Origin of the sequence: Sphingobium lactosutens (assembly GCF_013393185.1) — a bacterium.
Lineage (GTDB): Bacteria > Pseudomonadota > Alphaproteobacteria > Sphingomonadales > Sphingomonadaceae > Sphingobium > Sphingobium lactosutens_A.
This window is the reverse complement of sequence record NZ_QJQX01000052.1, coordinates 67,402-93,130: the sequence shown is the minus strand read 5'-3', so window position 1 is coordinate 93,130 and position 25,729 is coordinate 67,402. Positions and strand designations below refer to the sequence as shown.

General features: G+C 62.1%; 21 protein-coding genes. 16 read left to right on the top strand and 5 right to left on the bottom strand.

What is annotated here, in order from left to right:
• Positions 1-15: 15 nt before the first annotated feature.
• Together DM806_RS12475 and DM806_RS12470 are read right to left on the bottom strand one after the other, a co-directional pair.
• Entirely contained in the window at positions 16-1,041 is a 1,026-nt protein-coding gene (locus DM806_RS12475; protein WP_218647481.1) for an alpha/beta hydrolase, read from the bottom strand.
• An 86-nt stretch (positions 1,042-1,127) separates the two neighbouring features.
• Entirely contained in the window at positions 1,128-2,222 is a 1,095-nt protein-coding gene (locus DM806_RS12470; RefSeq protein ID WP_179043516.1) for an alpha/beta hydrolase, read from the bottom strand.
• A 457-nt stretch (positions 2,223-2,679) separates the two neighbouring features.
• On the opposite strand from DM806_RS12470, the gene DM806_RS27600 reads away from it, so the two are divergent.
• The 7 genes from DM806_RS27600 (at position 2,680) to DM806_RS12435 (ending at position 8,098) form a co-directional block, all read left to right on the top strand.
• Positions 2,680-3,558 (top strand): sigma-70 family RNA polymerase sigma factor, encoded by an 879-nt coding sequence (locus DM806_RS27600; protein ID WP_306294763.1) that lies wholly within the window; start codon positions 2,680-2,682, stop codon positions 3,556-3,558.
• On the top strand, positions 3,551-4,246 hold the full coding sequence (locus DM806_RS12460) for an anti-sigma factor (protein ID WP_179043515.1): 696 nt from the start codon (positions 3,551-3,553) through the stop codon (positions 4,244-4,246). The genes DM806_RS27600 and DM806_RS12460 overlap by 8 nt, the downstream gene beginning before the upstream one ends.
• Before the next feature lie 111 nt (positions 4,247-4,357).
• Positions 4,358-4,897, top strand: coding sequence for a fasciclin domain-containing protein (locus tag DM806_RS12455; protein WP_372859515.1), 540 nt, complete (start codon positions 4,358-4,360; stop codon positions 4,895-4,897).
• An 86-nt stretch (positions 4,898-4,983) separates the two neighbouring features.
• Positions 4,984-5,919, top strand: a complete 936-nt coding sequence (locus DM806_RS12450; protein ID WP_256869282.1) for an alpha/beta hydrolase — start codon at positions 4,984-4,986, stop codon at positions 5,917-5,919.
• A gap of 286 nt (positions 5,920-6,205) precedes the next feature.
• Positions 6,206-6,571, top strand: a complete 366-nt coding sequence (locus tag DM806_RS12445) for a hypothetical protein (RefSeq protein ID WP_179043514.1) — start codon at positions 6,206-6,208, stop codon at positions 6,569-6,571.
• A gap of 120 nt (positions 6,572-6,691) precedes the next feature.
• Positions 6,692-7,570, top strand: coding sequence for an ImmA/IrrE family metallo-endopeptidase (locus DM806_RS12440; protein ID WP_179043513.1), 879 nt, complete (start codon positions 6,692-6,694; stop codon positions 7,568-7,570).
• 291 nt (positions 7,571-7,861) lie between these two features.
• Positions 7,862-8,098 (top strand): hypothetical protein, encoded by a 237-nt coding sequence (locus DM806_RS12435; protein WP_179043512.1) that lies wholly within the window; start codon positions 7,862-7,864, stop codon positions 8,096-8,098.
• A 113-nt stretch (positions 8,099-8,211) separates the two neighbouring features.
• On the opposite strand, the gene DM806_RS12430 is transcribed toward DM806_RS12435, so the two are convergent.
• On the bottom strand, positions 8,212-9,444 hold the full coding sequence (locus DM806_RS12430; RefSeq protein ID WP_179043511.1) for an SAM-dependent methyltransferase: 1,233 nt from the start codon (positions 9,442-9,444) through the stop codon (positions 8,212-8,214).
• 657 nt (positions 9,445-10,101) lie between these two features.
• On the opposite strand from DM806_RS12430, the gene DM806_RS12425 reads away from it, so the two are divergent.
• The 7 genes from DM806_RS12425 to DM806_RS12395 all read left to right on the top strand — a co-directional run bounded on the left by DM806_RS12425 (position 10,102) and on the right by DM806_RS12395 (position 22,315).
• Positions 10,102-14,244 (top strand): molybdopterin-dependent oxidoreductase, encoded by a 4,143-nt coding sequence (locus DM806_RS12425; protein WP_179043510.1) that lies wholly within the window; start codon positions 10,102-10,104, stop codon positions 14,242-14,244.
• Between the two features lie 282 nt (positions 14,245-14,526).
• Positions 14,527-15,504 (top strand): efflux RND transporter periplasmic adaptor subunit, encoded by a 978-nt coding sequence (locus DM806_RS12420; protein ID WP_179043509.1) that lies wholly within the window; start codon positions 14,527-14,529, stop codon positions 15,502-15,504.
• On the top strand, positions 15,504-18,614 hold the full coding sequence (locus tag DM806_RS12415) for an efflux RND transporter permease subunit (protein WP_179043508.1): 3,111 nt from the start codon (positions 15,504-15,506) through the stop codon (positions 18,612-18,614). Before DM806_RS12420 ends, DM806_RS12415 begins: the two co-directional genes overlap by 1 nt.
• Complete coding sequence (locus DM806_RS12410) at positions 18,611-20,005, top strand: efflux transporter outer membrane subunit (RefSeq protein ID WP_179043507.1); 1,395 nt, start codon at positions 18,611-18,613, stop codon at positions 20,003-20,005. Before DM806_RS12415 ends, DM806_RS12410 begins: the two co-directional genes overlap by 4 nt.
• A gap of 8 nt (positions 20,006-20,013) precedes the next feature.
• Positions 20,014-20,688: a response regulator transcription factor gene (locus DM806_RS12405; protein WP_179043506.1), complete on the top strand. Its 675-nt coding sequence runs from the start codon at positions 20,014-20,016 to the stop codon at positions 20,686-20,688.
• Complete coding sequence (locus tag DM806_RS12400; protein ID WP_179043505.1) at positions 20,688-22,043, top strand: sensor histidine kinase; 1,356 nt, start codon at positions 20,688-20,690, stop codon at positions 22,041-22,043. Before DM806_RS12405 ends, DM806_RS12400 begins: the two co-directional genes overlap by 1 nt.
• A 32-nt stretch (positions 22,044-22,075) precedes the next feature.
• On the top strand, positions 22,076-22,315 hold the full coding sequence (locus DM806_RS12395) for a TonB-dependent receptor plug domain-containing protein (protein ID WP_218647479.1): 240 nt from the start codon (positions 22,076-22,078) through the stop codon (positions 22,313-22,315).
• 453 nt (positions 22,316-22,768) lie between these two features.
• On the opposite strand, the gene DM806_RS12390 is transcribed toward DM806_RS12395, so the two are convergent.
• Together DM806_RS12390 and DM806_RS12385 are read right to left on the bottom strand one after the other, a co-directional pair.
• The gene (locus DM806_RS12390) at positions 22,769-23,245 is read right to left on the bottom strand and encodes a pseudoazurin (RefSeq protein ID WP_179043504.1); all 477 of its coding nucleotides are present in this window, start codon (positions 23,243-23,245) and stop codon (positions 22,769-22,771) included.
• Between the two features lie 107 nt (positions 23,246-23,352).
• Complete coding sequence (locus DM806_RS12385) at positions 23,353-23,913, bottom strand: rhodanese-like domain-containing protein (RefSeq protein ID WP_179043503.1); 561 nt, start codon at positions 23,911-23,913, stop codon at positions 23,353-23,355.
• Positions 23,914-23,994: 81 nt separating this feature from the next.
• Between DM806_RS12385 and DM806_RS12380 the strand changes: the two genes are divergently transcribed.
• Both DM806_RS12380 and DM806_RS12375 read left to right on the top strand, forming a co-directional pair.
• Positions 23,995-24,789, top strand: coding sequence for a quinoprotein dehydrogenase-associated SoxYZ-like carrier (locus tag DM806_RS12380; RefSeq protein ID WP_372859514.1), 795 nt, complete (start codon positions 23,995-23,997; stop codon positions 24,787-24,789).
• Positions 24,786-25,727 (top strand): quinoprotein relay system zinc metallohydrolase 1, encoded by a 942-nt coding sequence (locus DM806_RS12375; RefSeq protein ID WP_179043502.1) that lies wholly within the window; start codon positions 24,786-24,788, stop codon positions 25,725-25,727. Before DM806_RS12380 ends, DM806_RS12375 begins: the two co-directional genes overlap by 4 nt.
• The last annotated feature ends 2 nt before the right edge of the window (positions 25,728-25,729 follow it).

Genomic DNA, 25,729 nt, shown 5'->3' with positions numbered 1-25,729 from the left:
CAGCGTGGCGGCGGTTCAGGCCTTGAGCGTGCGAGCGAAGAAGGGCGTCAACTGGCCCAGCGCCGCCGCGACATAGTCGGGAACCCAATAGGTTTCGATGTGGCGCGCGCCTTCGATCTTGAAAAATGTCTTGTCGTTTGTGCCGGTGGCTTTGGCAAAGGCATCCTTGCTCATGTAGAGCGTATCTGCCGCGCTGCCCGCGATCATCAGGAGCGGCACGTCGATCAAAGCGATCTCATCGGTCGCGTCCCAGCGCATCAGGTCCATTAGACTGCTGGTAGTGTATCGGAACGTCGAGCCGGGATGCGCATTGGTACGCCAATAATAATGATAGCCTTCACGATAGAGGTCGAACGGCAGTGCCGCGATCTGTGCATCGGTCAGGTCGGCGTCCCCCGAATAGGCGATTGTCCTGCCCGCAGCCTCCTGCGCGCGTGCCGCCGAAGCCTGATTGAGGCGCTCCTGGATGGTGGCCATCTGACTATCCTGAAAGCCGTTGCGCCGCACGCGGCCGGAATTGAACATGCTCAAGGTCGCGACCGCCTTGAAGCGCTTGTCGGTCTTGGCTGCGGCCAGTGCATAGCCGCCCCCGCCACAAATGCCGTAAAGCCCCAGACGGGAAGCATCGACACCGGGAAAACGCGCGATGAAATCGGCCGCGCCATGGATATCCTCGATCCGGAACATCGGCTTGTCGACACTGCGCGGCATGCCGCCACTGCCGCCCTGATAGGCTGCATCCATGGCGATGGTGATGAAGCCGGAGTCGGCCAGATGCTGGGCGTAAAGGCCAGCCGTCTGCTCTTTCACCCCGCCATTGGGGTGCGCCACGACAATGGCCGGATAGGATTTGCCGGGTTCATAGCCTGCGGGCGTGTAGACATTGGCGGTGATATCAAGGCCGTTCAGCGTGTAGGTAACGGGATGAATATTGACCTTGTCTGGCTCGTTCTTCGTCAGCGCGCCCTCATAGACGAGGGTGAACAGGTTGTTCCTGAAATCCAGCGGAGTTGCCACCGGGGACGTGTTTGCCTTGCTCATGGAGGATGCTCCTGTCATTGCGGCTGCAAGGATCAGCGCGGAGCTTTCAAGGAATTCGCGCCTGTTGTGATGAAATAGTGGATTGGTCATTTCTGGGCCTTGGTTCGATCGAGATGCTTCTCTGCGAGGAAGCGCGACACCTGGTCGGCGACTTCAAGATTGTTGAGATCGGACATCATGAAGTGGGTGTTCCCACGGATACCGATTTGCGGGAGATGCACGAGCCGGGCATCACCGCCATGGCGGTTGACAGCCGCGATCCAGAGTTTCGCCATTGCCAGACGAACGCGCCAATTGTCCTTGCCGCGCTCGTCGGTCGGCGTTGCCGGGATATTGTCGCCATAATAGATGACGATCGGCATTCGCGTCAGCTTGGCGAAGTCGTTTGCCGCGATCTCCACCGGTTTGAGCGTGCCGGCAGCGCTGGGCATGTCCGCCGGCGCCTCGCCCTTGGGGAAGACGAAGCCGCTGCCCGGTTCGAAGGCGACCACCGCCTTGACGTTCGCACTCTGGATCGCCGTCAACCAGCCTGGCTCGCCGCCCTGGGAGTGGACGAAGAGGATCGCCGGCCCAGTCTGTTCCAGCAGCTCAGTCATTGCGCTCGCAATCACTCTGGCGTCATAGGGGCCGGTATTGGGCGTCACCGATCGCAGGAATTGATCCAGCGCCTGAGGGCTGCGATCGAACTGCACGCCGTCGAAGAATTTGGGCCAGGCGCCGAGCCGGAACTGATCGAAGAAGAGCTGGTCGTTGGGTACTGGGTCGATGGTCGTAGCGACTGTGCCATTACCGGCGCGCCCGCGACGCGGCTGGTCAACGACATAGGTTGTGAAGTGGCGGCGCAGGAAGATTGTCTGGAATCCTTCTCGACCATCGGGCGTCGTTTCCCAGCTGCGGCCAGATTGATAAGCGCCATGAAGCATCACGATCGGCAAATCGCGTGGTCTCTCCGGAGTTTGATAGAAGGCATAGAGATGGTCGCCGTGCAGGCTCTGGCCTTGCGCGGTCGGCGCATTATTGGCGTATGTCCCAGGCGTTTTGCTAATGGTTCCACCAGCGGTGAAACTGCCCTGTTCGGCAATAACGAGATGCGGCTGCTTGGTCTCGGCGCCCAAAACAGGCGATAGCGCCAGCCCGCCGATCAACGGGATCACTGACAACAAGGACGGGCGTCGCGACATGTTTTCCTCCCGCGTTTGGAAGGAAATTAGCGCAAGGCTCTCTTAGTAATTAGCCATCAAAATATGCATGCCGTTATAATCTGAGCTAATAAAATCTATGCAGGCCGATGATTCATTCGACTCTGCATCCGGGGTGCGTCTCGCGGCAGCGCACTTGGCCTGGAACCCATGCTCACCAAACAACCGGGGTGAGCATCTGTCGAGCCGTTCCAGTCATTCCCATCCCAATTTTTCGTTCTTGCACCGGCAGCCTTGTCGATTCTATTCCTTATAACTCGCCATTTCGTGCGCCACGCCTACCAGAAACCCCTCACAGGAGCCTAAAGCTCTTGCCCTTGCGCTGCTGAATTCGCCAAAAGTAGAAACGCTCAAAGCCTGATCGACCCATAATCACCATCCAGCCGCCGGTTCTGCGTTACCAGGTGCGGTTGGTCCGCTTTGTCTGCGATGATCCTCCTTGAGAAGCGCGATCGCGTCCTTTGCCTGGTCAGCCATGGCCTGCACCCTTGCTGCTGGAAACCAAGGCAACAACATTTTGCCTCTTCTTCTTGCCCAACGCGCGAAAAGCCGCTTTGGCCACTGCTGCGCCCGACTATCATGGATGAAGTTTGAAGAACGGATGTGGATCGACATCACCGCTGGAACCCGAAAAGCGGGTCCGCGCGTTACCGATATCCATCGCCTGCCATATGATAAATCTGGCATGTCATATGGCCATGATTCTAATGGGGGCATGTCGGCCATTGAGGTTCGAGCGCAAGAGGATAGCTGGATGAAAGACGAGGCCGAACAGGCCCGCGAACGGCTCATCGTCGCGCTGTCCGGCGTGGCAAGGCACGATCAGATTGCCCTGCGACAGGTCTATGAGCTGACATGTGCGAAACTATTTGGAATCTGCCTGCGTATCTCGGGTGACAGGGAGAGCGCGGAGGACATCTTGCAGGATGTTTATATCAAGGTCTGGAACAGGGCAGCCCGGTTCGATGCCGGGCGTGCCAGCCCTGTCACCTGGCTATGCACGATCGCCCGCAACAGCGCGATCGACTGGCGGAGAATGACGGGCCGAACGCTTCTGCTGCCGGAGGACGCCGCATCCCAGGTCGCCGATGTGCAGCCCCGCGCCGACGAAGTGATGATGGCCCGGCAAGACCAGGCGCGTGTGTTCGACTGCCTGGAACAGCTCGACGACCGCACCGGCAAGTCGATCCGGGCGGCCTTTTTCGACGGGCTGACCTATGCCGAACTGGCCGAAAGAGCGGCAATGCCGCTGGCTACGATGAAAAGTCTGATCCGGCGCGGGCTGCTGCGGTTAAAAGCGTGTCTGAGCGATGACTGATCCCCTGACTCCAGAGGAAGAGCGCGACGCGCTGGCGGCAGAACTCGCTCTTGGCGTTCTGGCGGGTGCGGAGCGGACGGCGGCATTGCGGCTGCGATTGTCTGATCCAGCGTTCGCGCGCCTGGTGCAGGACTGGGAAACGCGGCTGGCGCCGCTCCACGGCGCATGGTACGACGTCGCTCCGCATGATGCCGTGTGGGACGCAGTCGCGGCGCGGATCGCCGACCCGACAGTTCGTCTAAGGGCCCGACTTTCGCGGTGGCGCGCGGGAGCGCTGATGAGCGGCGCTGTCGCGACGGTCCTGGCCATCATGCTGGTCATGCGTCAGCCGGTGCTTGAGTCGGTGCCTGCGCCGACGGCCGTCGCGCAGATGGCCGGCAAAGCGGACGGGCCAGTCGTCGTCGCCCGCTACGACCCGCAGGCGGCTGATATCCGGCTTCGCATCGTGGCCGCCGTGCCGGCAACAAGGCTAGTCCCGGAACTCTGGGTGATTCCTGACGGCGGCGCGCCGGTGTCGCTGGGCCTGATCCCGCGCGAAGGTCAGGCGTTGGTGCCACTATCGGCCGAACAGCGCCGGTTGCTGATCGAGGGCGCCACTCTGGCAATCACGATGGAGCCGCAGCATGGGGCGCCGCACCCCGCGCCCAGCTCCGCGCCGATCGCATCCGGGAAAATATTGCTTTTGTGATTGGGATCCGCGCATCTTTTGGCGCAGGGCTCCGTAGCTGCAACACGTCCCGCAAATCGGGATGATGTTTTAGGAGCCTTTGAAATGACAATATCCAAGCTCGCGCTCGTCATGGCCAGCGCCACCTTACTGGCCGGCGGCGGCATCGCCCTTGCCAGGGATATGGGGATGAAAAATCCGATGGTGGGCGGCGCGGCGATGTATCCGACAAAGGATATCATCGACAACGCCGTCAATTCCAAGGACCACACCACGCTGGTCACTGCAGTCAAGGCCGCCGGCCTCGTCGCCACGCTGAAAGGCCCAGGTCCGTTCACCGTCTTTGCGCCCACGAACGAGGCCTTCGCCAAACTGCCCGCCGGGACCGTCGAGACATTGGTGAAGCCCGAGAACAAGGCCATGCTGACCAAGATCCTGACCTATCATGTCGTCGCGGGCCGCATGACTGCAGCGGACATTGCGGCGAATGCCAAGGCTCATGCGGGAAAGGCCATGTTGACGACGGTTCAGGGGGAGAAGCTGACTGCCTGGAAAAAGGGCAATGACTGGTATCTGACAGATGCCAAGGGTGGCTCGGCAAGGATCACGATCGCCAACGTGATGCAGTCCAACGGCGTCATCCATGTGGTCGATACCGTTCTGATGCCCTGACTGGAACACGCCTTTCCGCCAAGTAGGAGCAGGCCGCCGATTTTCGTTCGGCGGCCATCCGTGTCGGGAAGGCCGACTTCTCATCCATGGTTCCATTCGACTATGCGCTGAACCGGACATCATCGCTGAACCTGGAAGGAAGACCGATGGGCCTGCACATTGGATGGGTGGCGGCAGGAACATGCATGGTGGCTGCCACGGTCGCTGCGGTCTTTTCGCCGCTGCTGACATTTGACATGCTGGTTCCCAAGGATGCCGGCGGGGTCAAGGTGGCAAGTAGCATTTCCTATGGCGAAGGGCCGCGACAGAAGCTGGATCTATATGCTCCGGTTCACAGCGCCGCTAATGTCAAGCTCCCAATCATCCTGTTCTTCTATGGTGGTTCTTGGACCAGTGGCACCAGAAACGGCTATACTTTTGTTGGTCGAGCTTTGGCCGCGCAAGGATTCCTGGTTGTCATCCCGGACTATCGTATCGGTCCGGCCAATCTCTATCCCGACTTTGTGAAAGATGGCGCCAGCGTGATTCGATGGATCTTGGCTCATGGGAGAGCATATGGCGGCGACACTGATGATATCGTGCTCAGCGGCCATTCCGCGGGAGCCTATATCGCCGCGATGCTCGCGGTTGACGACCGCTGGCTCGGCGAGGACAGAAACGCGATCAAAGGGCTTGTCGGGATCGCAGGGCCCTATGATTTCGCGCCGTTCGATGTTCCCGCCAGCAAGGCAGCCTTCGGCAAATGGCCCAGGCCAGCCGAGACGCAGCCTGTTACCTGGGCAGGAACAGGGGATCCGCCTGCTCTTCTTCTGGTCGGTGGATCAGATAACATCGTCCGCATGCGCAATAGCGAAGCGCTTGCCGCAAAGCTGAGGCTCGGCGGAGTGGCAGTTCAGATCAAGCGCTATCCGGGAATCGGTCATATCGGCATGGTGACGGCAATTGCTCGTCCCTTTCGTCATCGCGCTGACATAGTCGACGATACTGCGAATTTTGCACGGCATGTCACAGCCATTGAATGATCAGAGGCTCGTCCATCATGACTGTCGTTTTACTTGGTTGAAGCCGACCCTTTGTCGTCATTCAGAGGCCGCTATTCGATCTTCAATTGCGGACGAGCGGCTTGAATGAACTTCCTCGGTACAACGACGTCGCCATATTTTGAAGGCCGAGTGCGCCAGTCGCATAGCCGCCTATCGCGTTCCAAGCGGGTTCAGCGCCTTTGGCGGCACCGGCGATGATGGCTTGCCACCATCCACCCCATCCCTTACCGATCATCGGATCATGGTTGTCCGATCAATGCCGAGCATGTCTGAACAGGCAACGCTGAATCTTGAAGAGGCACATTACCTACGCACCACCGGCCATTCCTACCGTCAGATCCGACAGAAACTCGGCCTCACAGTCAACCAGCTTGCCCTGATCAAACGCACCCTGAAGCGCGCGAAGGCGGCTCAGACCCGGCTGCGCCGCATCAAACCAGACGCGACAGCGCGCGACCTGCCTGTCGGTCAGTCCATATTGCCGCCCGATTTGCGCAAGCGCCTGGCCGCAGCGGGCTTCCGCACGCTAGGGGATCTAGAAGACCGACTGGCTGATCCCGACCTTCCTGGGCTAGAAACCCTTGGCGGCTATCGGTCCTCATCGCGTGCGGTTGGTGAAGCGGATGCTTGAGCAGTTCGACCTGCTCCCTGGACACAGCGATCTCAAGGCGAGGATCGAGGAGTTGTTTCCAGAATTTGGAGATGGCACCGAATCCTCGCCTATCGCCGTCCCTTGAGTTAGGAAGCCGCCATGGCGAAAGACGCACTTCTGATAGATCTGGCAGGCTGTAGCTCCGCAGAGACATTGCTCGCGGCGATCCTGAAACATTATCCGGATATCAGTGCTCCCATCTCCGTCGAGGAAATCGCCCGCCGCATCGGGATCACGGAATTTCGCGATTTGGTGGAGGAGGGATTCGCCAGCGGCCTCCTTGTCGATACAAGGGGCGCGACGGGCATCATATTGCGCTCCGCCGCCCTTTCTGCTCAGCGGCGACGCTTTGCCATCGCGCATCAACTAGGCCATTTCCTGCTTCGAACCCAGCGCGAAGGTAAACATTGCACAGCGCGCGATCTCGGCGAAAATCGGCGGGACACGCCTCAGCGCAAACAGGAAGCGCAAGCGAACCGTTTTGCCGCCGGACTGTTGATGCCCAAGCCTCTGATGGCCGCATCCCTCGACAGCCTGGGCAAGCCCGCAATCGCCCATCTGCCTATGCTTGCCGCCACCTACGACGTCAGCATTGAGGCGGCCGCCAACCGCTACGTCGATGTCACACCCTCCCCATGCGCAATCCTTTTCATCAAAAATGGCGTTGTGCATTATGTGCGGCCTTCCCGGACTTTCCCATCGATGTCGATCCAACGGGGCCATGCCGCACCTTCCTCGGTCCGGAGCGACAGCATCGATCAGCCGACGCCTTGGCTCGCCGTCGAAGCGCGCGACTGGCTCGTCCTGTCACGGGATATACGAAAGCCGAACCTCAACATGCAGATCCTCGCAAAGAAAAACGGCCTGCATCTCGTAATGCTCCTCATAAACGCCGCAGCGGAAAAGCGGGCGGACGAGGAGGCGGAGAAATATGCAATCGAACGCCCTAGATTCGGGCGTGGGTCAGATCGTCGTTAGAGGGGCGGCTGGGCCAGGATGCCAGGCCTCATCTTAATCGTGCGCGATAGAACTCCAAAGGGCGCGTCCAAGTCGCGCTTGGTTCAGAACTAGCAGCAGGGCAAACGACCCATTATAGCCGTGCCGGCGCGCAATTGGACGGCTCGAATGCCGACGTTTGTCGGCCTCCGGTCTCTACTTCAGCCGACTGCCGGCGCTTCTTTCGCGATGTGTCGCAAGTGGGGGTGTCGCGCTTGTAAAGCGATCCAGTCAGGCAGATGATATCTTCCCGACTCAAAGAAGGAGCGCGGCATGCAAGTTGAAAGTCAGACCGACCACATCGCGATGCTGACCTTGATGATGGTTGGCGTACTCATCAAGCGGCTGGACGATGTAGGCCAGCTTGATGATGGAACGAAGCATCAACTCCATAAACTCGCTACAGCAGTACGTATTCACGCCGAAAATGCAGGTCACGACGATCTCCATATACTCTTTGCCAATATCGATCGAGCGTTGGGCAACGCGACAAAAGCGGCCGTGGATTGATCTGCTCGATGTCGCCCCCTTACATCATGCCCAAGCTGATATTGGCAACGCGTGAGGGCACCGGCGTCCGGTCGACTATTCGGGTTGCGACCCTTTGGAAGCTCAAGGAGTTCTCACCTCACGGCCGCTCCGGCGATGAACGTCAGTTCTGCCTCAACCATATAATCCCGTGTCAGCGGCAATGCCTCGCGTCGGCGGCTCAACTGAATCTGGAAGTTCAAATGCGCATCATGGCGGAAGGCAACAATTGCGCCTGCCAGGTAAAATTGCCACATGCGGAAGAAGCGCTCATCGTACAGCGCGATGATCGCGTCACGTGACGAGACAACCCGCTGATACCAGTGCGACAGCGTATGGGCGTAATGAAGGCGAAGGACTTCGACGTCCGTGACCCATAGGCGGGCCGCTTCGATCGCCGGTGCAATCTGGCTCAATGCGGGCACATAGCCACCTGGAAATATATAACGCTCGAGCCAGCGATCCGTTGGAGCGGGTCCATCCGCTCGCCCGATGCTGTGGAGAAGCATCACCCCATCGGTCGAAAGCAGTGCGCGGCAACATTCGAAGAAAGACCGGTAGTTTGGCGGCCCGACATGTTCGAACATTCCGACCGACACGATCCGATCAAATGTTCCGCGAACCTCGCGGTAATCGAGCAGCTCGAATCTGACGCGGTCGCCTACACCAGCAGCGGCGGCCCGTTCGCGAGCAACTGCGAGCTGTTCCTGCGAGAGTGTGACGCCTGTGACATCGACGTCCGCCAGCCGATGCAGATATAAAGCCAGGCCGCCCCAACCGCAGCCGATGTCCAGCACGCGCTGCCCTGGGCACAGGTCCAGCTTGGCGGCGATATGCGCCTTCTTGGCTGCCTGCGCTTCTTCCAGACCCGTTGTCCGGGTCGGGAAATACCCGCAGCTATATTGCAGATCCTCGTCGAGGAAGAGCGCGTAGAGTCTGCTGGAAAGGTCGTAGTGATGAGCAACGTTGCGCCTTGCCCTGCGCTTCCAATTCCATGTTTCCCATAGTCCCCCGCGCCTCCAGGGGCGCCATAATCTCAAGCGGACGGCGTCATCGTCATCCCAATGGGTATTCCGTCCAATCAACTCCAGAAAGGCACGGATATCGCCCTGCTCAATAAGCAAGCGACCATCCATATAGGCCTCGCCCAGCGCCAAAGCCGGATTGAACGCCGCTCGCCGTGGTGTCGCGCTGTCGGTAAACCGTATTGCGACTGGCGAAACGCCAAGAACCGGATCTCCATAGATATGGCGCCGACCAGCAGCATCCACCACAATCAACGTGCCCTTGCGGATCAGCTTGCGGAGCAGTGCATCAAACAGCCTCATCCACGAAGACTAGGCCTTCCGTTCCGCTCTGCCAATCGGAGCAAATCGCTTGAGCGACTCACTTTTGAGGCGTACACTGCCATGAGCAACCGAACGTGAGTTGATCTTAATGATCGACAAAATGGATCGGATGTAGCAACGCCGCCGCTCAATTCCAGGACAAGCCTTCGAAGCAAAATCCTGATGAACTGGGCGGCGACGCCATTTTACGGCTCGGGAAGCTGTTGACCCCCAAGACTTAAAGCAAGTGGAATTCGACCTAAAGAGCCGTTCAGGAGTGAGTTTTTGACTCCAGGTCCGGACGTTCAGCTATGCAAACTATCCCCGTCAAAATGCCGGTTGCGCAATGGCGGCTTGGCAAAGGCACATGCGGTTAGCTGGCGTGAGAGCATTTTGTGGCCCGTCCCTGCAGATACCTCCCGGTTAGGGATGCCCCGGAAAAGGCAGATCGCAAGTCGGCAATGCCGCACCGCACAAAATGCTTGCGGATACATGCTATATCCGAATAGATATGGCAGGAGATTAAGGCAGGTCGAGCAACGTCGCTTGGCTGGCTAAGGCTTCCGAACGGGAGCTGCATGATGTGGCAAAGGCGCCATCGATCGGACCATGAGTGTCCGATCGATGGCGCCTTTTTTGTTGGTTCGGAGGTTCTGGGTGACGAACAAGACGGTGAAGAGCGTATGCCCCTATTGCGGCGTGGGCTGCGGCATCGTGATGGAGGTGGCCGACAACAGGATCGTCAAGGTCAGTGGCGACAAGAGCCATCCCACCAATTTCGGCCGCCTGTGCACCAAGGGGAGCAGCTGCAACGTGCCGGTTACGGCAAGCGGCCGCGCCGACAAGGCTTATGCCAAACTTCCCGGTGGCTCGGACCAGGGTGCGATCGCAATGACGGAGGCGATCAGCCGTACAGCGCAGGGGCTGCGGGCGATCATCGACCGGGATGGCCCCGATGCCGTGTCCTTCTATGTCTCCGGGCAAATGTCGCTGGAGGCGCAATATCTCGCCAACAAGCTCTGCAAAGGCTATATCGGCACCAACAATATTGAGAGCAATTCGCGCCTCTGCATGGCGAGCGCAGCCAGTGGCTACAAGCTCTCCATCGGTGCGGATGGCCCTCCTGGCTCCTATCAGGATTTCGACAAGGCCGACCTGTTCTTCGTGATCGGCGCGAACATGGCCGACTGCCATCCGATCCTGTTTCTCCGCATGATGGACCGGGTCAAGGCGGGCGCGAAGCTCATCGTCGTGGACCCACGCCGCAATGCCACCGCCGACAAGGCAGACCTACTTCTCCAGGTGAAGCCGGGCACCGACCTCGCGCTGCTCAACGGACTCCTTCACCTGCTGACGGCGAACGGCAAGGTCGATCAGGGCTTCATCGCCAGCTATACCGAGGGCTGGGAAACGATGCCGGAATTTCTGGCCGACTATGCGCCCGACAAGGTCGCTGAGCTGACCGGCCTTGCAGAAGCTGATCTGCGCCAGGCTGCCGAATGGATCGGCAATGCCGCCGAATGGATGAGCTGCTGGACCATGGGCCTCAACCAGAGCACCCATGGCACCTGGAACACCAACGCCATCTGCAACCTGCATCTCGCCACCGGCGCGATCTGTCGACCGGGTAGCGGTCCTTTCTCGCTGACCGGCCAACCCAATGCCATGGGCGGGCGCGAGATGGGCTATATGGGATCGGGGCTTCCAGGCCAGCGCGCTACGCCGAACGAGATCGACCGGTCCTTTGTCGAGGATAGGTGGGGCATCCCACGCGGCACGCTGAAGGTCGAGAGCGGCGCTGGCACCGTCGCGATGTTCGAGGAGATGGCCGCCGGCAAGATCAAGGCCTGCTGGATCATCTGCACCAACCCGGTCGCCAGCGTCTCCAATCGCAAGAAAGTCGTGGCGGGTCTCGAAGCCGCCGAACTGGTCATCACCCAGGATGTCTATGTCGACACGGAGACGAACCGCTATGCCGACATCATCCTGCCCGGCGCGCTCTGGGCAGAGGCGGAAGGCGTGATGATCAATTCCGAGCGCAACCTGACCCTGATGCAGAAGGCCGTCGATCCACCGGGCGAGGCGATGGCGGATTGGGAGATTATCGCCCGGGTCGCCTGCGAAATGGGCTATGCGGACGGCTTCACCTATGATTGCGCATCCGCCGTGTTCGAGGAAATCCGGCAGTTCTCGAACCCGCGAACCGGCTATGACATTCGCGGCGCCAGCCATGAACGGCTGCTCCAGGGGCCGTTACAATGGCCGTGCCCGCCCGCGGCCGAGAGTGACCGGAACCCGATCCGCTATCTCAATGACGGAATCAGCCAGACCGAACGCCTGAACGGCGATGGCAGCCGCCCGGCGATCAGCTTCCCGACTGAGCGCGGCAAGGCTTTCTTCCTGCCCCGGCCGCATATGGACCCCAAGGAGATGCCGGACGAGGATTATCCGCTGGTGCTCAACACCGGCCGCCTCCAGCACCAATGGCACACGCTCACCAAGACCGGGAAAGTTCCGACGCTCAACAAGCTCAACCCTGGCCCCTTCATCGAAATCCATCCCGAAGATGCCAGGACGCTGGGCATCGGCGACAAGGACCAGATCGAGCTGCGCTCCCGGCGAGGTCGCACCGTCCTGCCCGCTGTCGTCACCGATCGCGTGCGCCCTGGAAACTGCTTTGCGCCCTTCCACTGGAATGACGTGTTCGGCGACGATCTGGCGGTCAATGCCGTCACCAGCGACGCCATCGATCCGATATCCATGCAGCCTGAATTCAAATTCTCGGCCGTGGCGCTGACCCGCCTGTCCGGTCCGGTTGAAGAAGCGCTCCCGCCACCGACATCGGAAGAGGCCACCCCCACCCCTTCCACAGCGATGCCCGAAAAATTGCGCCCCGATCAGTTCGCGGCAATTGATGCCTTTGCCCGGATCATGGGCCTGCAACCGAACGAAGCGCCTGTCCTGTCCGGTGGAGAACAAGCCTATCTCACCGGCTTCACAACAGGGCTGCGCGCTTCCGATCTTAATCCAGCACATGGCGTTCCTTTCCTGCCTCAAGCTGCACCGCTGGAGCCGGTCCGCTTGCAATATGTGAATGGACTGTTGGCAGGCCTGTTCGCGCGGGCGCCGATGCCGGCCGGCGATATCGCCTTCGCGCCACTCGCCAGTTCAGCCGCGGCGCCACCGGCGGAGCAACAGGAAATTCTCATCCTCTGGGCTTCGCAGACTGGGAATGCTGAAGGCTTCGCGGAGAGCTGCGCTCAGCAGATCGCCACACCTGAACGCCGCGCGCGGGTGCTGTCGATGGACGCTGCAAAACCCGCGGACCTTGCAACCGCCAGTCACGCGCTGCTCGTCGCCAGCACATTTGGCGACGGAGACGCGCCCGACAATGGCGGTGGTTTCTGGTCAGCGCTGGTCGCAGAAGCCGCTCCGCGCATGGACAGTCTTTCCTATTCGGTCCTGGCATTCGGAGATTCCAGCTATGACCAGTTTTGCGGCTTCGGCCGCAAGCTCGACGCACGACTGGAGGCGCTTGGCGGCACCCGGATAGCGCCGCGCACCGATTGCGAACCGGATTATGAGGACAGCGCGGCGGTCTGGCTGAAAGCGGTAAAAGCATCGCTCGGTAACGCCGCACCGCAACCCCAGGCTGAGACACCGCCCGTCAAGGCGGCATCGCTCTACAGCCGCAAGACCCCACTCAGAACGCAACTGGTCCGCAATCATCGGCTCAGCGGCGTTGGCGCACAGAAGGAGGTTCGGCAATTCGGCTTCGACCTCAAGGATCAGGACTTCAGCTATCAGGCTGGGGACTCGCTCGGCGTCTGGCCGGTCAACTGCCCGGACCTGGTGGCCGAAACCCTGGCTCTGGTCGACCTGTCCACTGAAGCGCCGGTAAACATCAAGGATGTGGGGGAACTTCCCCTTGGCGAGGCCCTGACCCGCCATTGGGACATTGTGAAACCCACGCGCAATCTCCTGGACCTCATCGCCGAACGTCAGCCCGATATCGGCTTCGCGCCACTGCTGGATCCTGCGCGAAAGGCCGATTTCGACCGCTGGCTTTGGGGACGACAGATAGCGGACATCCTCCATGAAGCCCGCCCGCATCTCAGTCCCAAAGATCTGATGCAGGTCATGCGCCCGCTGCAACCGCGCTTCTACTCGATCGCCTCCAGCCCCGCTGCGCAGGTCGCGGAGGTGCAGTTGACCGTGTCGGTCGTCCGCTATGATTGCGAGGGACGGCGGCGCAAGGGCGTCTGCTCCGCCTTCATGGCCGATCGAGCGGGCGCCGAGCTTTCCGGCCTGTTTCTCCAGCCCTCAACGCATTTCCATCCACCCGCCGACCTCAACCGCGCGGCCATCATGGTTGGGCCAGGCACCGGCATCGCGCCGTTCCGGGGCTTCCTGCACGACCGTCAGGCCAACGGCGCGACCGGTTCGAACTGGCTCTTCTTCGGCGAGCAGCATGAGGCCACCGATTTCTACTATCGTGACGAGATCGATGGGTGGCGCAGAAGCGGCCATCTTGACCGGCTTAGCCTCGCCTTCTCTCGTGATCAGGCCGCGAAAATCTACGTCCAGCAACGCATGATCGAAGAAGGCGCTGACCTTTGGCGCTGGATCGAGAGTGGCGCGCATTTCTACGTCTGTGGTGACGCAAGCCGGATGGCAAAGGACGTCGATACAGCACTCAAGCAGGTGATCGCCAAGCATGGCGGCATGAGCGACGATCTCGCCGCCGATTATGTGGCCCAGATGCAGCAGGACAGGCGCTATGTGCGGGATGTCTACTGATGAACGACAGCTTGAGCCGGGATCAGGCGAAGGCCTGACGTCTGCGCGCTGTCCCGGCCTGCGCGCGCCCTTCCCCACCAAGCCCCGATCGCAACCATGTTGGCCGGGAGCGTTTCAAAGAATTTGGGGGGCGACCGATGTGAGGACGGGCACATCCGCCCCCACTCATTTGCAATTTTAGCAACGATCCGGCGAAAGATGGACAAATGGTATAGTTGCCGAAAGCAGGGTTCCACCACGCGCCGATACAGAGACGGTCTGTTTCATTGATGGCGAGTCTCCATGCACCGCATTTCCTGCCTCTGCGTTCTGCTTCTGCTGCCGGCGTGCGATGAAAAAGCCAAGTCGCCCGCGACGGCCCCGGCCAAGGCGGAGGCGATCACGCATGAAGCGGAACTGCTGAAACTCACGCTGACTCCGCAAGCCGTCCAGCGGCTCGGCATCGCCACAGTCAAGGTTGACGAAGGCCAAGCCGCGATGATGCGCGAGACCAGCGGAGAGATCGTAGTGCCCAATGGCGCGGGCGGCGTGCCGATCGGATCGCTCAGCAACCTTGCCCAGATCGGGACCGCGCAGGCCGCGGCCGATGGCGAGGTCGCACGGACGCGCGCCCAGGCCCGCCTCGCCCGCATCGCCCTCGACCGGGCGAGCCAGTTGGTGGCCGAAGAGGCGGGCAGCATCCGCGCGCGCGACGAGGCGGCAGCGGCGCTCGCCACCGCGCAGGCGCAGGCCAATGTGGCGGTCGAACAACGGCGGTTGTTGGGGCCTTCCGTCTCCGCGCTGGATCGCCAAAAGACGCTGTGGGTGCGTGTCTCCGTATCCGGGACGGATGTCGCCGATGTGGCCCGATCCTCGTCCGCGCTCATCCGGACGCTGGGCGCGACCGACGCTGGCCGCAATGCGCGTCCGGTTCAGGCGCCGCCTTCGGCCAATGCTGTGGCGGGTACCGTCGATCTCTATTATGCCATCGACAATCGCAACCATGAATGGCGCGTCGGTCAGAGGGTCGCAGTTCAGCTACCGATGGGGCGGATGCAGCAAGGGTTGACGGTGCCCCCCTCCGCCATTCTGCGCGACATTTATGGCGGGGAATGGGTCTATGTTCAGACCGAGCCGAACCACTATCTGCGCCAGCGCGTGGAGATCGCATCTATCGGGGCGGGTCGCGCGATCATATCGCGCGGACTTGAACCGGGCATGCGCGTCGTCACGACCGGGGCGATGGAATTGTTCGGCACCGAGTTCGGGGTCGCGCACTGATGCTGGCATGGCTTGTTCGCGCGGCGCTGACCCAGCGCGTGCTGGTGCTGGCAATGGCCGCGCTGTTGGTAGTACTGGGTCTACGCGCCTCCACCCACGTTCCACTCGACGTCTTTCCCGAATTCGCTCCGCCGATGGTGGAGATCCAGACAGAAGCGCCAGGCCTGTCGACCGAGGAAGTCGAAAGCCTGATTACCGTACCGATCGAGACCCAGGTTAACGGCATTCCCAACCTCGCCACGCTACGCTCCAAATCCGTGCTGGGCCTGTCGTCGGTCGTGATCCTGCTAGACCGCGGCACGGACGTCATGCGTGCGCGGCAGATGGTGCAGGAACGCGTCGCGCAGGTGCAGGGCCGTCTGCCCACGGCGGCCCGGCCGCCGGTGATGCTGCCGCCCCTGTCCTCGACCAGCCGGGCGATGAAGATCGGCATCTCGTCCAAAAAGCTCGACCAGATGCAACTATCCGAACTGGTGCGCTGGACCATCCGGCCGCGCCTGATGGCGGTGCCGGGCGTCGCCAATGTGGCGATGTGGGGTATGCGCGACCGACAGTTGCAGATACTGGTCGATCCCGATCGGCTGCGCGCGGCGGGCATAACGCTGAACGACCTGCGTGCGGCGGCGGGTGACGCCGTGCTGGTCGGCGGCGCCGGCTTCGTCGATACCGCCAACCAGCGGCTGGCGGTACAGCAACCCGGCGCGATCCAGACCCCCGACGATCTGGCCCGCACCATCATCAAACTGGCAGGCGACGCGCCAGTGCGGATCGGCGACGTCGCGCGCGTGTCCGAAGAGTTCGCCGCGCCGATCGGCAATGCCATCATCGACGATGGCCCCGGCATCATGCTCATCGTCGAGAAACAGCCGACCGGTAACACGCTGGACCTGACACACGCAGTCGAGGCCGCGCTCGACGAGATCAAACCGGGCCTGAAGGACGTGAAGATAGACAGCACGATCTTCCGCCCAGCCACCTTCATCGAACGGTCGATCGACAATCTGACCCGCGCGCTGGCGATCGGCTGCTTTCTTGTCGCTGTCGTGCTGTTCCTCTTCACTCGCGACTGGCGGCAGGCGACGATCAGTCTGGTCGCGATCCCCCTTTCGCTGCTCGGCGCGGGTCTCGTCCTGCTGTGGAGCGGCACGACGATCAACACGATGGTCATCGCGGGCCTCGTCATCGCGCTGGGCGAGGTCGTGGACGATGCGATCATCGACGTCGAGAATATAGCTCGCCGCCTGCGGCTCAACGGGCAAGCAGACCATCCCCGATCCGCCTTCGACGTTGTGCTGACGGCATCGCTGGAGGTGCGTTCGGCGGTCGTGTTCGCATCACTGATCGTGATGCTGGTGTTCCTGCCGATCTTCTTCCTTGGTGGCGTGGCTGGCACCTTCTTCCAGCCGCTGGCGATCGCCTATGTGCTGGCGATCGGCGCGTCGCTGCTGGTGGCGCTGGTCGTGACGCCTGCAATGTGTCTGCTCCTGTTACCCAATGCGCCACTCAAGGCCGAACGGGACACGCCCTTCGTGGCTGCGCTCAAGCGCCGATATGCCGCCGCCCTGCCCCGCCTGATCGACGCACCGCGCTCGGTGATGGGCGTGGTGGCTGGCGGACTGCTGCTCGCTGGCATCGGCTACGCGACGTTCGAGGACCAGTTCCTGCCCGATTTTCGTGAAACCGATTTCCTGATGCACTGGCTGGAAAAGCCCGGCTCTTCGATCGAGGCGATGGACAGGATCACGATCAAGGTGTCGAAGGAACTGCGCGCCATCCCCGGCGTCCGCAATTTCGGCGCGCATATCGGCCGCGCCGAGGCCGCCGACGAAGTGGTTGGTCCGAACTTCACCGAATTGTGGATCAGTCTAGACGAGAAGGCCGACTATGACGGCAGTGTGGCGAAGATCAAGGAAGTGATCGAAGGCTATCCTGGCCTGTTCCGCGACGTTCTCACCTATCTGCGTGAACGGATCAAGGAAGTGCTGTCAGGCGCGGGCGCTACAGTCGTCGTGCGCATTTTCGGCCCCGACCAAGCCGAATTGCGCGCCAGCGCTGATCGACTGAAGGCAAAGATCGCGCATCTGGACGGCGTGGCGGACCTAAAGGTCGAATCTCAAGTGCTGGTGCCGCAAATCCAGATCCGTCCCCGCCCCGCCGACATGGCGACGCTGGGCCTGACGCCGGGCGAAGTCCGTCGGCAGGCGCAAAGCCTGATCGCCGGGCAGAAGCTTGGCGAGGTATATCGCGACCAGAAGGCGTTCGACGTTGCGATCTGGGGCGAGCCGGCGATCCGGGGCGACCTTCACGCGCTTCGGAATCTGATGATCCAGACGCCCGCGGGAACGCCGGTGCGGCTGCGCGATGTCGCCGATGTGCGCATCCAACCCGCACCCAACGAAGTCAAACGCGAAAACGGCCAGCGCCGTCTGGACGTAACGCTGAACGTCAGCGGATCGGATCTGGGCACCGTGGCGCGGGCCGTGGAGCAGGCCGTGACGCAGACGCCGTTTGCACAGGGCTATCATGCCAAGGTGCTGGGTGAATATGCCGCTCTGAAGGAATCGCGCCAGCGGCTCTGGACGACCGGACTGTTGTGCCTGATCGGCATATTGATCCTGGTGGGGCTGGAATTCCGGTCCGGGCGGATCACGGCGCTGGTCGCAATCAGCCTGCCCTTCGCCCTCGTCGGCGGCGTGGTGGCGGTGGCGTTGACCGGCGGCCTGCTGTCGCTTGGCTCACTGGTCGGTTTCGTCACGGTGATCGGCATCGCCGCGCGCAACGGCATCATGCTGCTATCCCATTATCATCATCTGCGGGTTCATGAGCACGAGCCATTCGGCCCTGCCCTGATCCTGCGTGGTGCGGAGGAGAGGCTGGTGCCGATCCTGATGACGGCGGCGTGCGCGGGGCTTGCATTGGTGCCGCTGATCGTGGCGGGCAATGCGCCGGGCCATGAGATCGAGCATCCGATGGCGATCGTGATCCTGGGTGGTCTTGTGTCCTCGACCCTGCTTAACCTGTTCCTGATGCCCGCGCTCTATGCGCGCTTCGGCGAGGATCCGCAGGGCGCGACCGAGCGAGCACCGGCGGCGAAGGGAGACGCGGCATGATCCACCGTTTTAGCGCATTGGGCGCGCTTCTGGCAGGCGGCTGCATGGCCGCATCGCCCCCGCCCGTCCGCGTCGCGCCGCCGACGGCCAGCCCCCCTTTCACGACACGGGCCGCTGCGTCGATCGCACCGGTGCCGGACCAGTGGTGGCGCCTGTTCAACGATGCGCAACTGGACAGCCTTGTGCAGGCGAGCCTCGCCGCCAATGCCGATCTGCGCGTCGCCTATGCCAATCTGGACGCAGCCCGCGCCGCGATGCGGCAAGCCGACGCCGCACGGTTGCCGCAGCCGATTATCGAAAGCAGCATGAGCGTGGACAATCCGTCCGGCCAGCCAAGCGCTGCCAATGTGTCCGCCAGCGACTATGACGCCGCCGCAACGATCAGTTGGGACATCGACCTGTTCGGACGACTGAGGTCGGGGGCGCTGGCCGCGCAAGCCGATGCTGACGCGCAGGCGGCCGCGATGGACGGGGTACGCGTTTCCATCGCAGCCGACACGGTGCTGGCCTATGTAGACCTGTGCGGCGCGACCCATGTTGGCCGGATCGCGCGCGAAATCGTCGCGACGCAGGAGCGCAACCTCAAGGGCGTGCAGACACAATATCGCGCCGGAGAACTTTCTCCGCTGGAGGTGTCGCAGGCGGCCAGCCTTCTTGCCAGCTCCCGCGCTATGCTGCCGTCCTTCGACGCCGCGCGCGATGGCGCACGCTATCGTCTCGCCACCCTTCAGGGGCGGCCACCGACTGATGCGTACATCGCCGCCATTGACTGCGCGGCGCTGCCCCGGCTGACAGCGGCCGCCCCAGTTGGTGACGGCGCGGCGCTTCTGCTCCGTCGCCCGGACATTCGAGAGGCGGAACGCAGGCTGGCGTCCGCCACCGCCGGGATCGGCGTGGCCCGCGCCGAACTCTATCCCAAAGTCAATCTGGGCGGCGCGTTGGGCCTGCTGTCCGGCGGGTTCGCCGCGACTGCATCCCCGCTCATTAGCTGGGCTTTTCCTAATCAGGCGCCCGCGCGGGCCAAGATCGCGCAGGCTCAGGCTAAAGAGCGCGGCGCGCTGGCCAGTTGGGATGTCGCCATCCTGCGGGCGCTGCGCGAAGTGGAAACCGCGCTGGCGGTTATTCAGGCGGAAGCGCAGCGCAATAGCGCGCTGACGACGGCGACCAACGAGGCGGCGCTCTATGCCCGCCGCACGGCATCGCGCGCGCGTCTGGGCGACGTGTCGCCGCTGCTCGCCATCGATGCGGAACGCACGCGGGCAACCGCTGCGTTGGCGACCGCGCAATCTGACCTGTTGATCGCCCAATCCTATGTCGCGCTTTTCCGGGCGCTGGGCGGCGGATGGCAGGACGCGCTACAGCCTCTCGATCCCGTGCGACCGATCGGTTAGGAGACGTCATGCGCATCCTCATCATCGAAGACGACAGCGAAACCCGCGACTTCGTCGAACGCGGCCTGCGGGAGATCGGCCACGCCGTAACGGTCGCGGCTGAGGGGCGCGATGGCCTGTTCCAGGCGGCCGATGGCGATTTCGACGCGATCATTGTCGATCGGATGCTGCCGGGCCTCGACGGGCTTTCACTGGTCAAGATGCTGCGCGCTGCGGGCAACAATATGCCCGTCCTGATGCTGACCGCCATCGGCCGGATTGCCGATCGAGTGGAGGGGCTGGAGGCCGGCGCCGACGATTATCTGGTCAAGCCCTTCGCCTTTTCCGAACTGGTGGCGCGCATCAATGCCCTCGGTCGTCGCCAGTCGCCGCAGATAGAGACAGCGAAACTGACAATCGGCGACATAGAAATCGACCTGCATCGTCGCACGGTCCACCGGGCGGGCAGGAAGGTGGCGCTTCAGCCGCGAGAATTCTTGCTGCTGGCCGAGCTGATGCGCAACAGCCATCGTGTCATGACCCGCACGATGTTACTGGAACGGGTATGGGATTTCGATTTCGAGCCCAAGACCAATATCGTGGAAACTCATCTCAGCCGCCTGCGAGCGAAGCTCAACGCTGGATTCGCGGTCGATGCGATCGAAACCGTGCGCGGCGCCGGCTATATGATCCGGAGCGATTGATGCGCCGTCCCTGGCGCACCACATTCGGCCTTACCGCGATGGTAAGCCTGATTTTCGCCCTTGCCACGGTTGTGATCGGGGTGCTGGCCTATGCCGTGGTACATGAAGCGATGGAAGTGCAGCTCGACCATCGCATCGCCACCGAAACCCGCGCGTTGCTCGCCCGGACCGGCAATGGTGGCACGCCGCGGCTGGCGGCGTTGATACAACAGCGTGATGCGGCCCATAGCACGGCAAGCTTGGGCTATATCCTGCTTGATCCGCAGGACAAGCGACTGGCTGGCGCTTTCGAGGCGCAGGTGCCCGCGACGCCAGGCTATGTCGAATTGCTGCCCTATGGCCGGGACGACGGCATCGCCCAATCGCTGACGACGCGCCTGCCTGATGGGAGCAGACTTCTTGTCGCCGGGGATCGTCAAGTGATCGACGAGATGGACATCACCATCCTGAAGCTGTTCCTTGCCGCTTTCGCCTATATGTTGCTGCTCGCGGTCGGTGGCGCATGGACGGTGGGCGTGGTGACGCAGCGCAGACTACGCCGCTTCGACGATGCGGCCCAGGTGATTATAGCCGGCGATCTGCACCAGCGTATGCCGCTCGACGGGTCGGGCAGCGAGTTCGACCGGGTCGCCGAAACGCTGAACCATATGCTCGACCGCAATGCCGCCCTGGTCGAAAATCTGCGGCAGGTGTCGAGCGATGTCGCTCACGACCTGCGCACGCCACTGACCCGCGTGCACAACAGGTTACATGAAGCGCTGACAAGAGAGGGCGATGAAAGAATAGCAGCGATTGAGGCCGCCTCCACGGAATCGCGCGAATTGCTGGAGCTGTTCGCTGCGATCCTTCGCATTTCAGAAGTCGAGGCCGGGACGCTACGTCGCGATTTCCGTAATCTCTCCATGACCGACTTGGTCGATCATCTGGTCGATTCTTATAATCCCGATTTCGAGATTTCTGCGCATCGGCTTTCATCCAGTGTTGCGCGCGATCTCAATCTGCATGGCGACCGCCGCCTGTTGCGTCAGTTGGTCGCAAATCTGCTCGACAATGCGCTGCGGCATACACCTTACGGCACGCGGGTTTCGATCACGCTCTCTCCGGACGAAGATTTCCTCCGCCTATGCGTACACGACGATGGTCCGGGCGTCCCTGAGGAAGATATCCCCCGCCTGTTTGACCGGTTCAGCCGGTCAGAAGCCAGCCGGTCCACCGATGGCCATGGGCTGGGTCTCGCTCTGGTGGCGGCTGTCGCGCGTATGCATGGCGGATCTGCAGCGATCCTCCCTGCATCCGGATTCGGGATCGAAGTGCGGCTGGCACGCCGATATTACCAGAACATTGGGACGATATAGAAATAGAAGATGTCCATGTCCGGACGAGCCAGTTGCGCGACGCCCTGAAGCAGCCTTTCGGCTCGGTTACGGTCACTGACACCGCGATTGACGCCAGTGACGCGCAGACGTCGTACAAGGTAAACCGATCGATCAGCGCCACGCGCGCGGACACACCGCTGATCGGCATGTCGCAGTCGGTCAGCGTCATATCGATCAGGCAGATCGAGGATCAGGCAGCCAACAGCATCGGCGACGCCATCCGCTATGTCCCGGGCGTCTTCTCCACATAGGGCGAAGGCAATCGCGAGACGCCAATGGATTGATTTTGACATTTGCATCCCCTGGCGGTTGGGATGGGTCTACAAATGTCAAAATCGTAAAATCCACTAGAATCAATATTTCTAGTGGTCCGAACATATTCTGACATTCGTGTGCGACATCGCCTCAAGCGGTACCGAATGTCAGAATCGGACCACCAGTGTTCCGCGGCAATTCGACGACTAGCGACTTCTTCGTCCGGCGCGCGCGACGACGTGCAGACCTATCGCGACCTCTACAACATCGATCGCCCTTTTAATCAGCGGGTCCTTGGTTCGAGTCCTAAAAAAATGCGTCCACCATTTTCTTCTTGCATCGCTGCTTTTAAAGTCGGCCTATCCGGCTTCCGGATGCCATGACGAAAAGAGCGGACACGCATCGTGCCCGCCCCGATCGCTGTCTCCAACGCTGCAAATAGCTGCGGCCTATTTCACCTTGGCCAGCGCCACATTCATGCGCTTGGCGGCGAAAGGCGGCAGCTTGACCGCCTTGGCGGCAGTGATCTCGGCGGCGGTCGGCTTGCCGACCTGCACCAGCGCCACCATCCCCATCGAATAATGCGGCATGCACTTGATGCCATAGAGACCAGGCTTGGTCACGGTCAGCACCGCTTCCTTGTTCATGCCGCCCTTCATCGGCGTTACCCCGGCAGGGAGCATGTTGGCCATGGTTTCGGCATTATGGCTGGCGTCGGTCGGCTTGAAGCGGATGGTGTCTCCGGGCGCCGCCTTCACGAAGGACGGCTCGAACACCATGGCGCCATCGGCCCCCTGATTTTTCATCTGGACGACGATGTCCTTCGCCATCGCCGGTAGCGGCGCCGACAGGGGCGACAGCAGCAGCGCAGCGGCGGCGAGACGGGCGAAATGACGGTTCTCGATCAAGGCACTCTCCAATGGCATTCCCACGGCGTCCGGCGCCGGATTGACATCAGAAATGCCTGCTTTCCCTGATCTTCCGCAATTGGCCTTTGGTCCAACCGGCGGTTCAGCGCCCGTGCAGGATCGGGTCAGCGCGCAACTCCGCCGCCGGGCGTGACGGGCGCGAGCGGCAGGCCAAGATCGCGCCAGCCGTCGACGCCTTCCGCCAGCCACCAGACCTGCGGGTAGCCCTGTGCCTTGAGCCGGCGCGCTGCGTTCCAGCTCATCCAGCAATCGGCCAGGCAGAAGAGGATGATGGGCCTGTCGCGCCTGCCATGGCTCAATCGGCCGATGCCTGCCAGGAACCAGCCCTCGACATCGTCGGCCAGTTCGCCGCGCCCGGCCTCGGGGAACCAGCGCGCTCCGGGGATGCTCTCATGCGGTCGTGCCAGTCGCCAAAGGCCGTCGGCTTGGCGCTGACCACCTTCAGCCGGAAGCACATCGATAAACAACGCATCGACGTCGGGCCGCAACTGCGCCGCAGCCGCAGGAGCGATGCGCACGACACCGGCGGGCGCACGATGCGCCGGCGCACGATAATGGGCGATGCGATAGCCTTCCCTGTTGAACAGCGTGCCGACCTGCGCAGCTGTGGGTGGCGCGGCAAGACTCAACGCCGCCATGACGACAATCGACAAGGCGCGGCGCATATCCCCTCCATAAACCAATGGCCGAAGGTGCAATGGTAGCAGCCATCGACGTGCGATAATCCTGCACTTAGGGAGAAGGATATGAAAGGCATGACGGCGCTGCTGCTCACCCTGCTGGCCGCTCCGGCAGCGCAGGCACAGGGCGGCTATCCCGCCGACCCGCTTGGATCGCCGATGTGGACGGCCCATGCGCGCACCCTGTTCGGCGACGATCCGGTGCAGTTCGACAACCGTGTGAAGGTCGATTTCCCGCCGATCGCCGAAAACCAGCGCGCCTTCCCGGTCGCGATCGACGCGCGTGGCATAGAGGGGGTGAAACGCATCATCCTGTTCGCCGATCTCAATCCCATTCCCGTCGCAATCGATTACCGCCCGAAAGGCGCCGAACCCTATCTTGCCACGCGGATCAAGCTGGACCAGCGTACGCCGGTGCGCGGGGCGGTGCAACTGGCGAGCGGCGCGTGGCTGGTGTCGGGCGGCTGGATCGACGCGGCGGGCGGAGGCTGCTCAACGCCTCCGGTCAGTCGGGTCAAGGGCGACTGGGCCGAGTATCTGGGCGAGATACGCGGCCAAGCCTGGCCGCTGCCGGGAGACGAGGCAAAGCTGCGCCTGTCCTTTCGGCACCCGATGGACACGGGGCTGGTCGCCAATATCGCGACCTATCATCTCGAAGAACTGACGGTGAAGACCCAGGCCGGCAGGATATTGGGCGAGATGGAGATATGGGCCAGCGTCGCGGAAGATCCGGCGATCACCCTGATCCCCGCCGCCAGAGCCGGGGATGTGCTGGCGATCGAGGCCCGCGACACCAACGGCCGGGACTATCGCGCGACCGTGACGGTAACGAAACAGACGCCGATGGCGGCAGCGCGATGATCCTGTCGCGGCGGATGCTGATCGGCGGCCTCGCCGCCCTGCCCGCCGTCGCGAGAGCCGCTGACTATGCCGTCGCCCCGGTTCCGGTCGCGGACGGCATCTGGATGGTTCATGGCGCTGACGCCCCGATCGAAGCCGACAATGGCGGCGCCATCGCCAATATCGCGATCATCGACACGCCCGCCGGCACGGTGCTTTGCGATTGCGGGCCGTCGCTCCGCTATGCGCACGCGCTCAGACGCGTGGCGGAACAGCTGACCGGCAAGCCCTTGGTCCGGGTCTATGCGACCCACCTCCATCCCGACCATGGGCTGGGCATCGCCGCCTTCGATCCGGCCATCGTTGTCGCCCTGCCCGGCATGATCGATGCGTTGCGCGAACAGGGGCAAGGATTTTCGGATGCCATGTATCGCCTGCTCGGTGACTGGATGCGCGGAACCGACCTGATCCTTCCGGGCCGTCCGATAGCGACCGACAGCGAGGATTTCGGCGGCAGGCGTTTAAAATTGCTCGCCCTGTCCGGCCATAGCAGCGCGGACCTGGCGCTGGTCGACTCGAAGACGGGCCTCATGATCGGCGGCGACCTGATCTTCCACGATCGCGCGCCCAGTACGCCCACCGCAGCCCTGACCGCTTGGCGCGCCAGTCTCGACCGGCTGAAGGCGGAGCGGCATGGCGGCGTGATCCCCGGTCATGGTCCTTTCGATCCCGACGGGACGGCCGCGATCGACCAGACGCGCGACTGGATCGACTGGATCGAAGACGCACTGACACAAGCGGTGAAGAGCGGCCTCGATATGGTGGAGGCAGGCGAGATGCCGATCCCCGATCGCTTTTCGACCATGGCCGTCGCCCGCTACGAATATCAGCGGAGCGTGTCGCACCTGTATCCGGGGCTGGAGGCGAAGCTGTTGCCCCGGATCGATATTCAGGGCTGAGG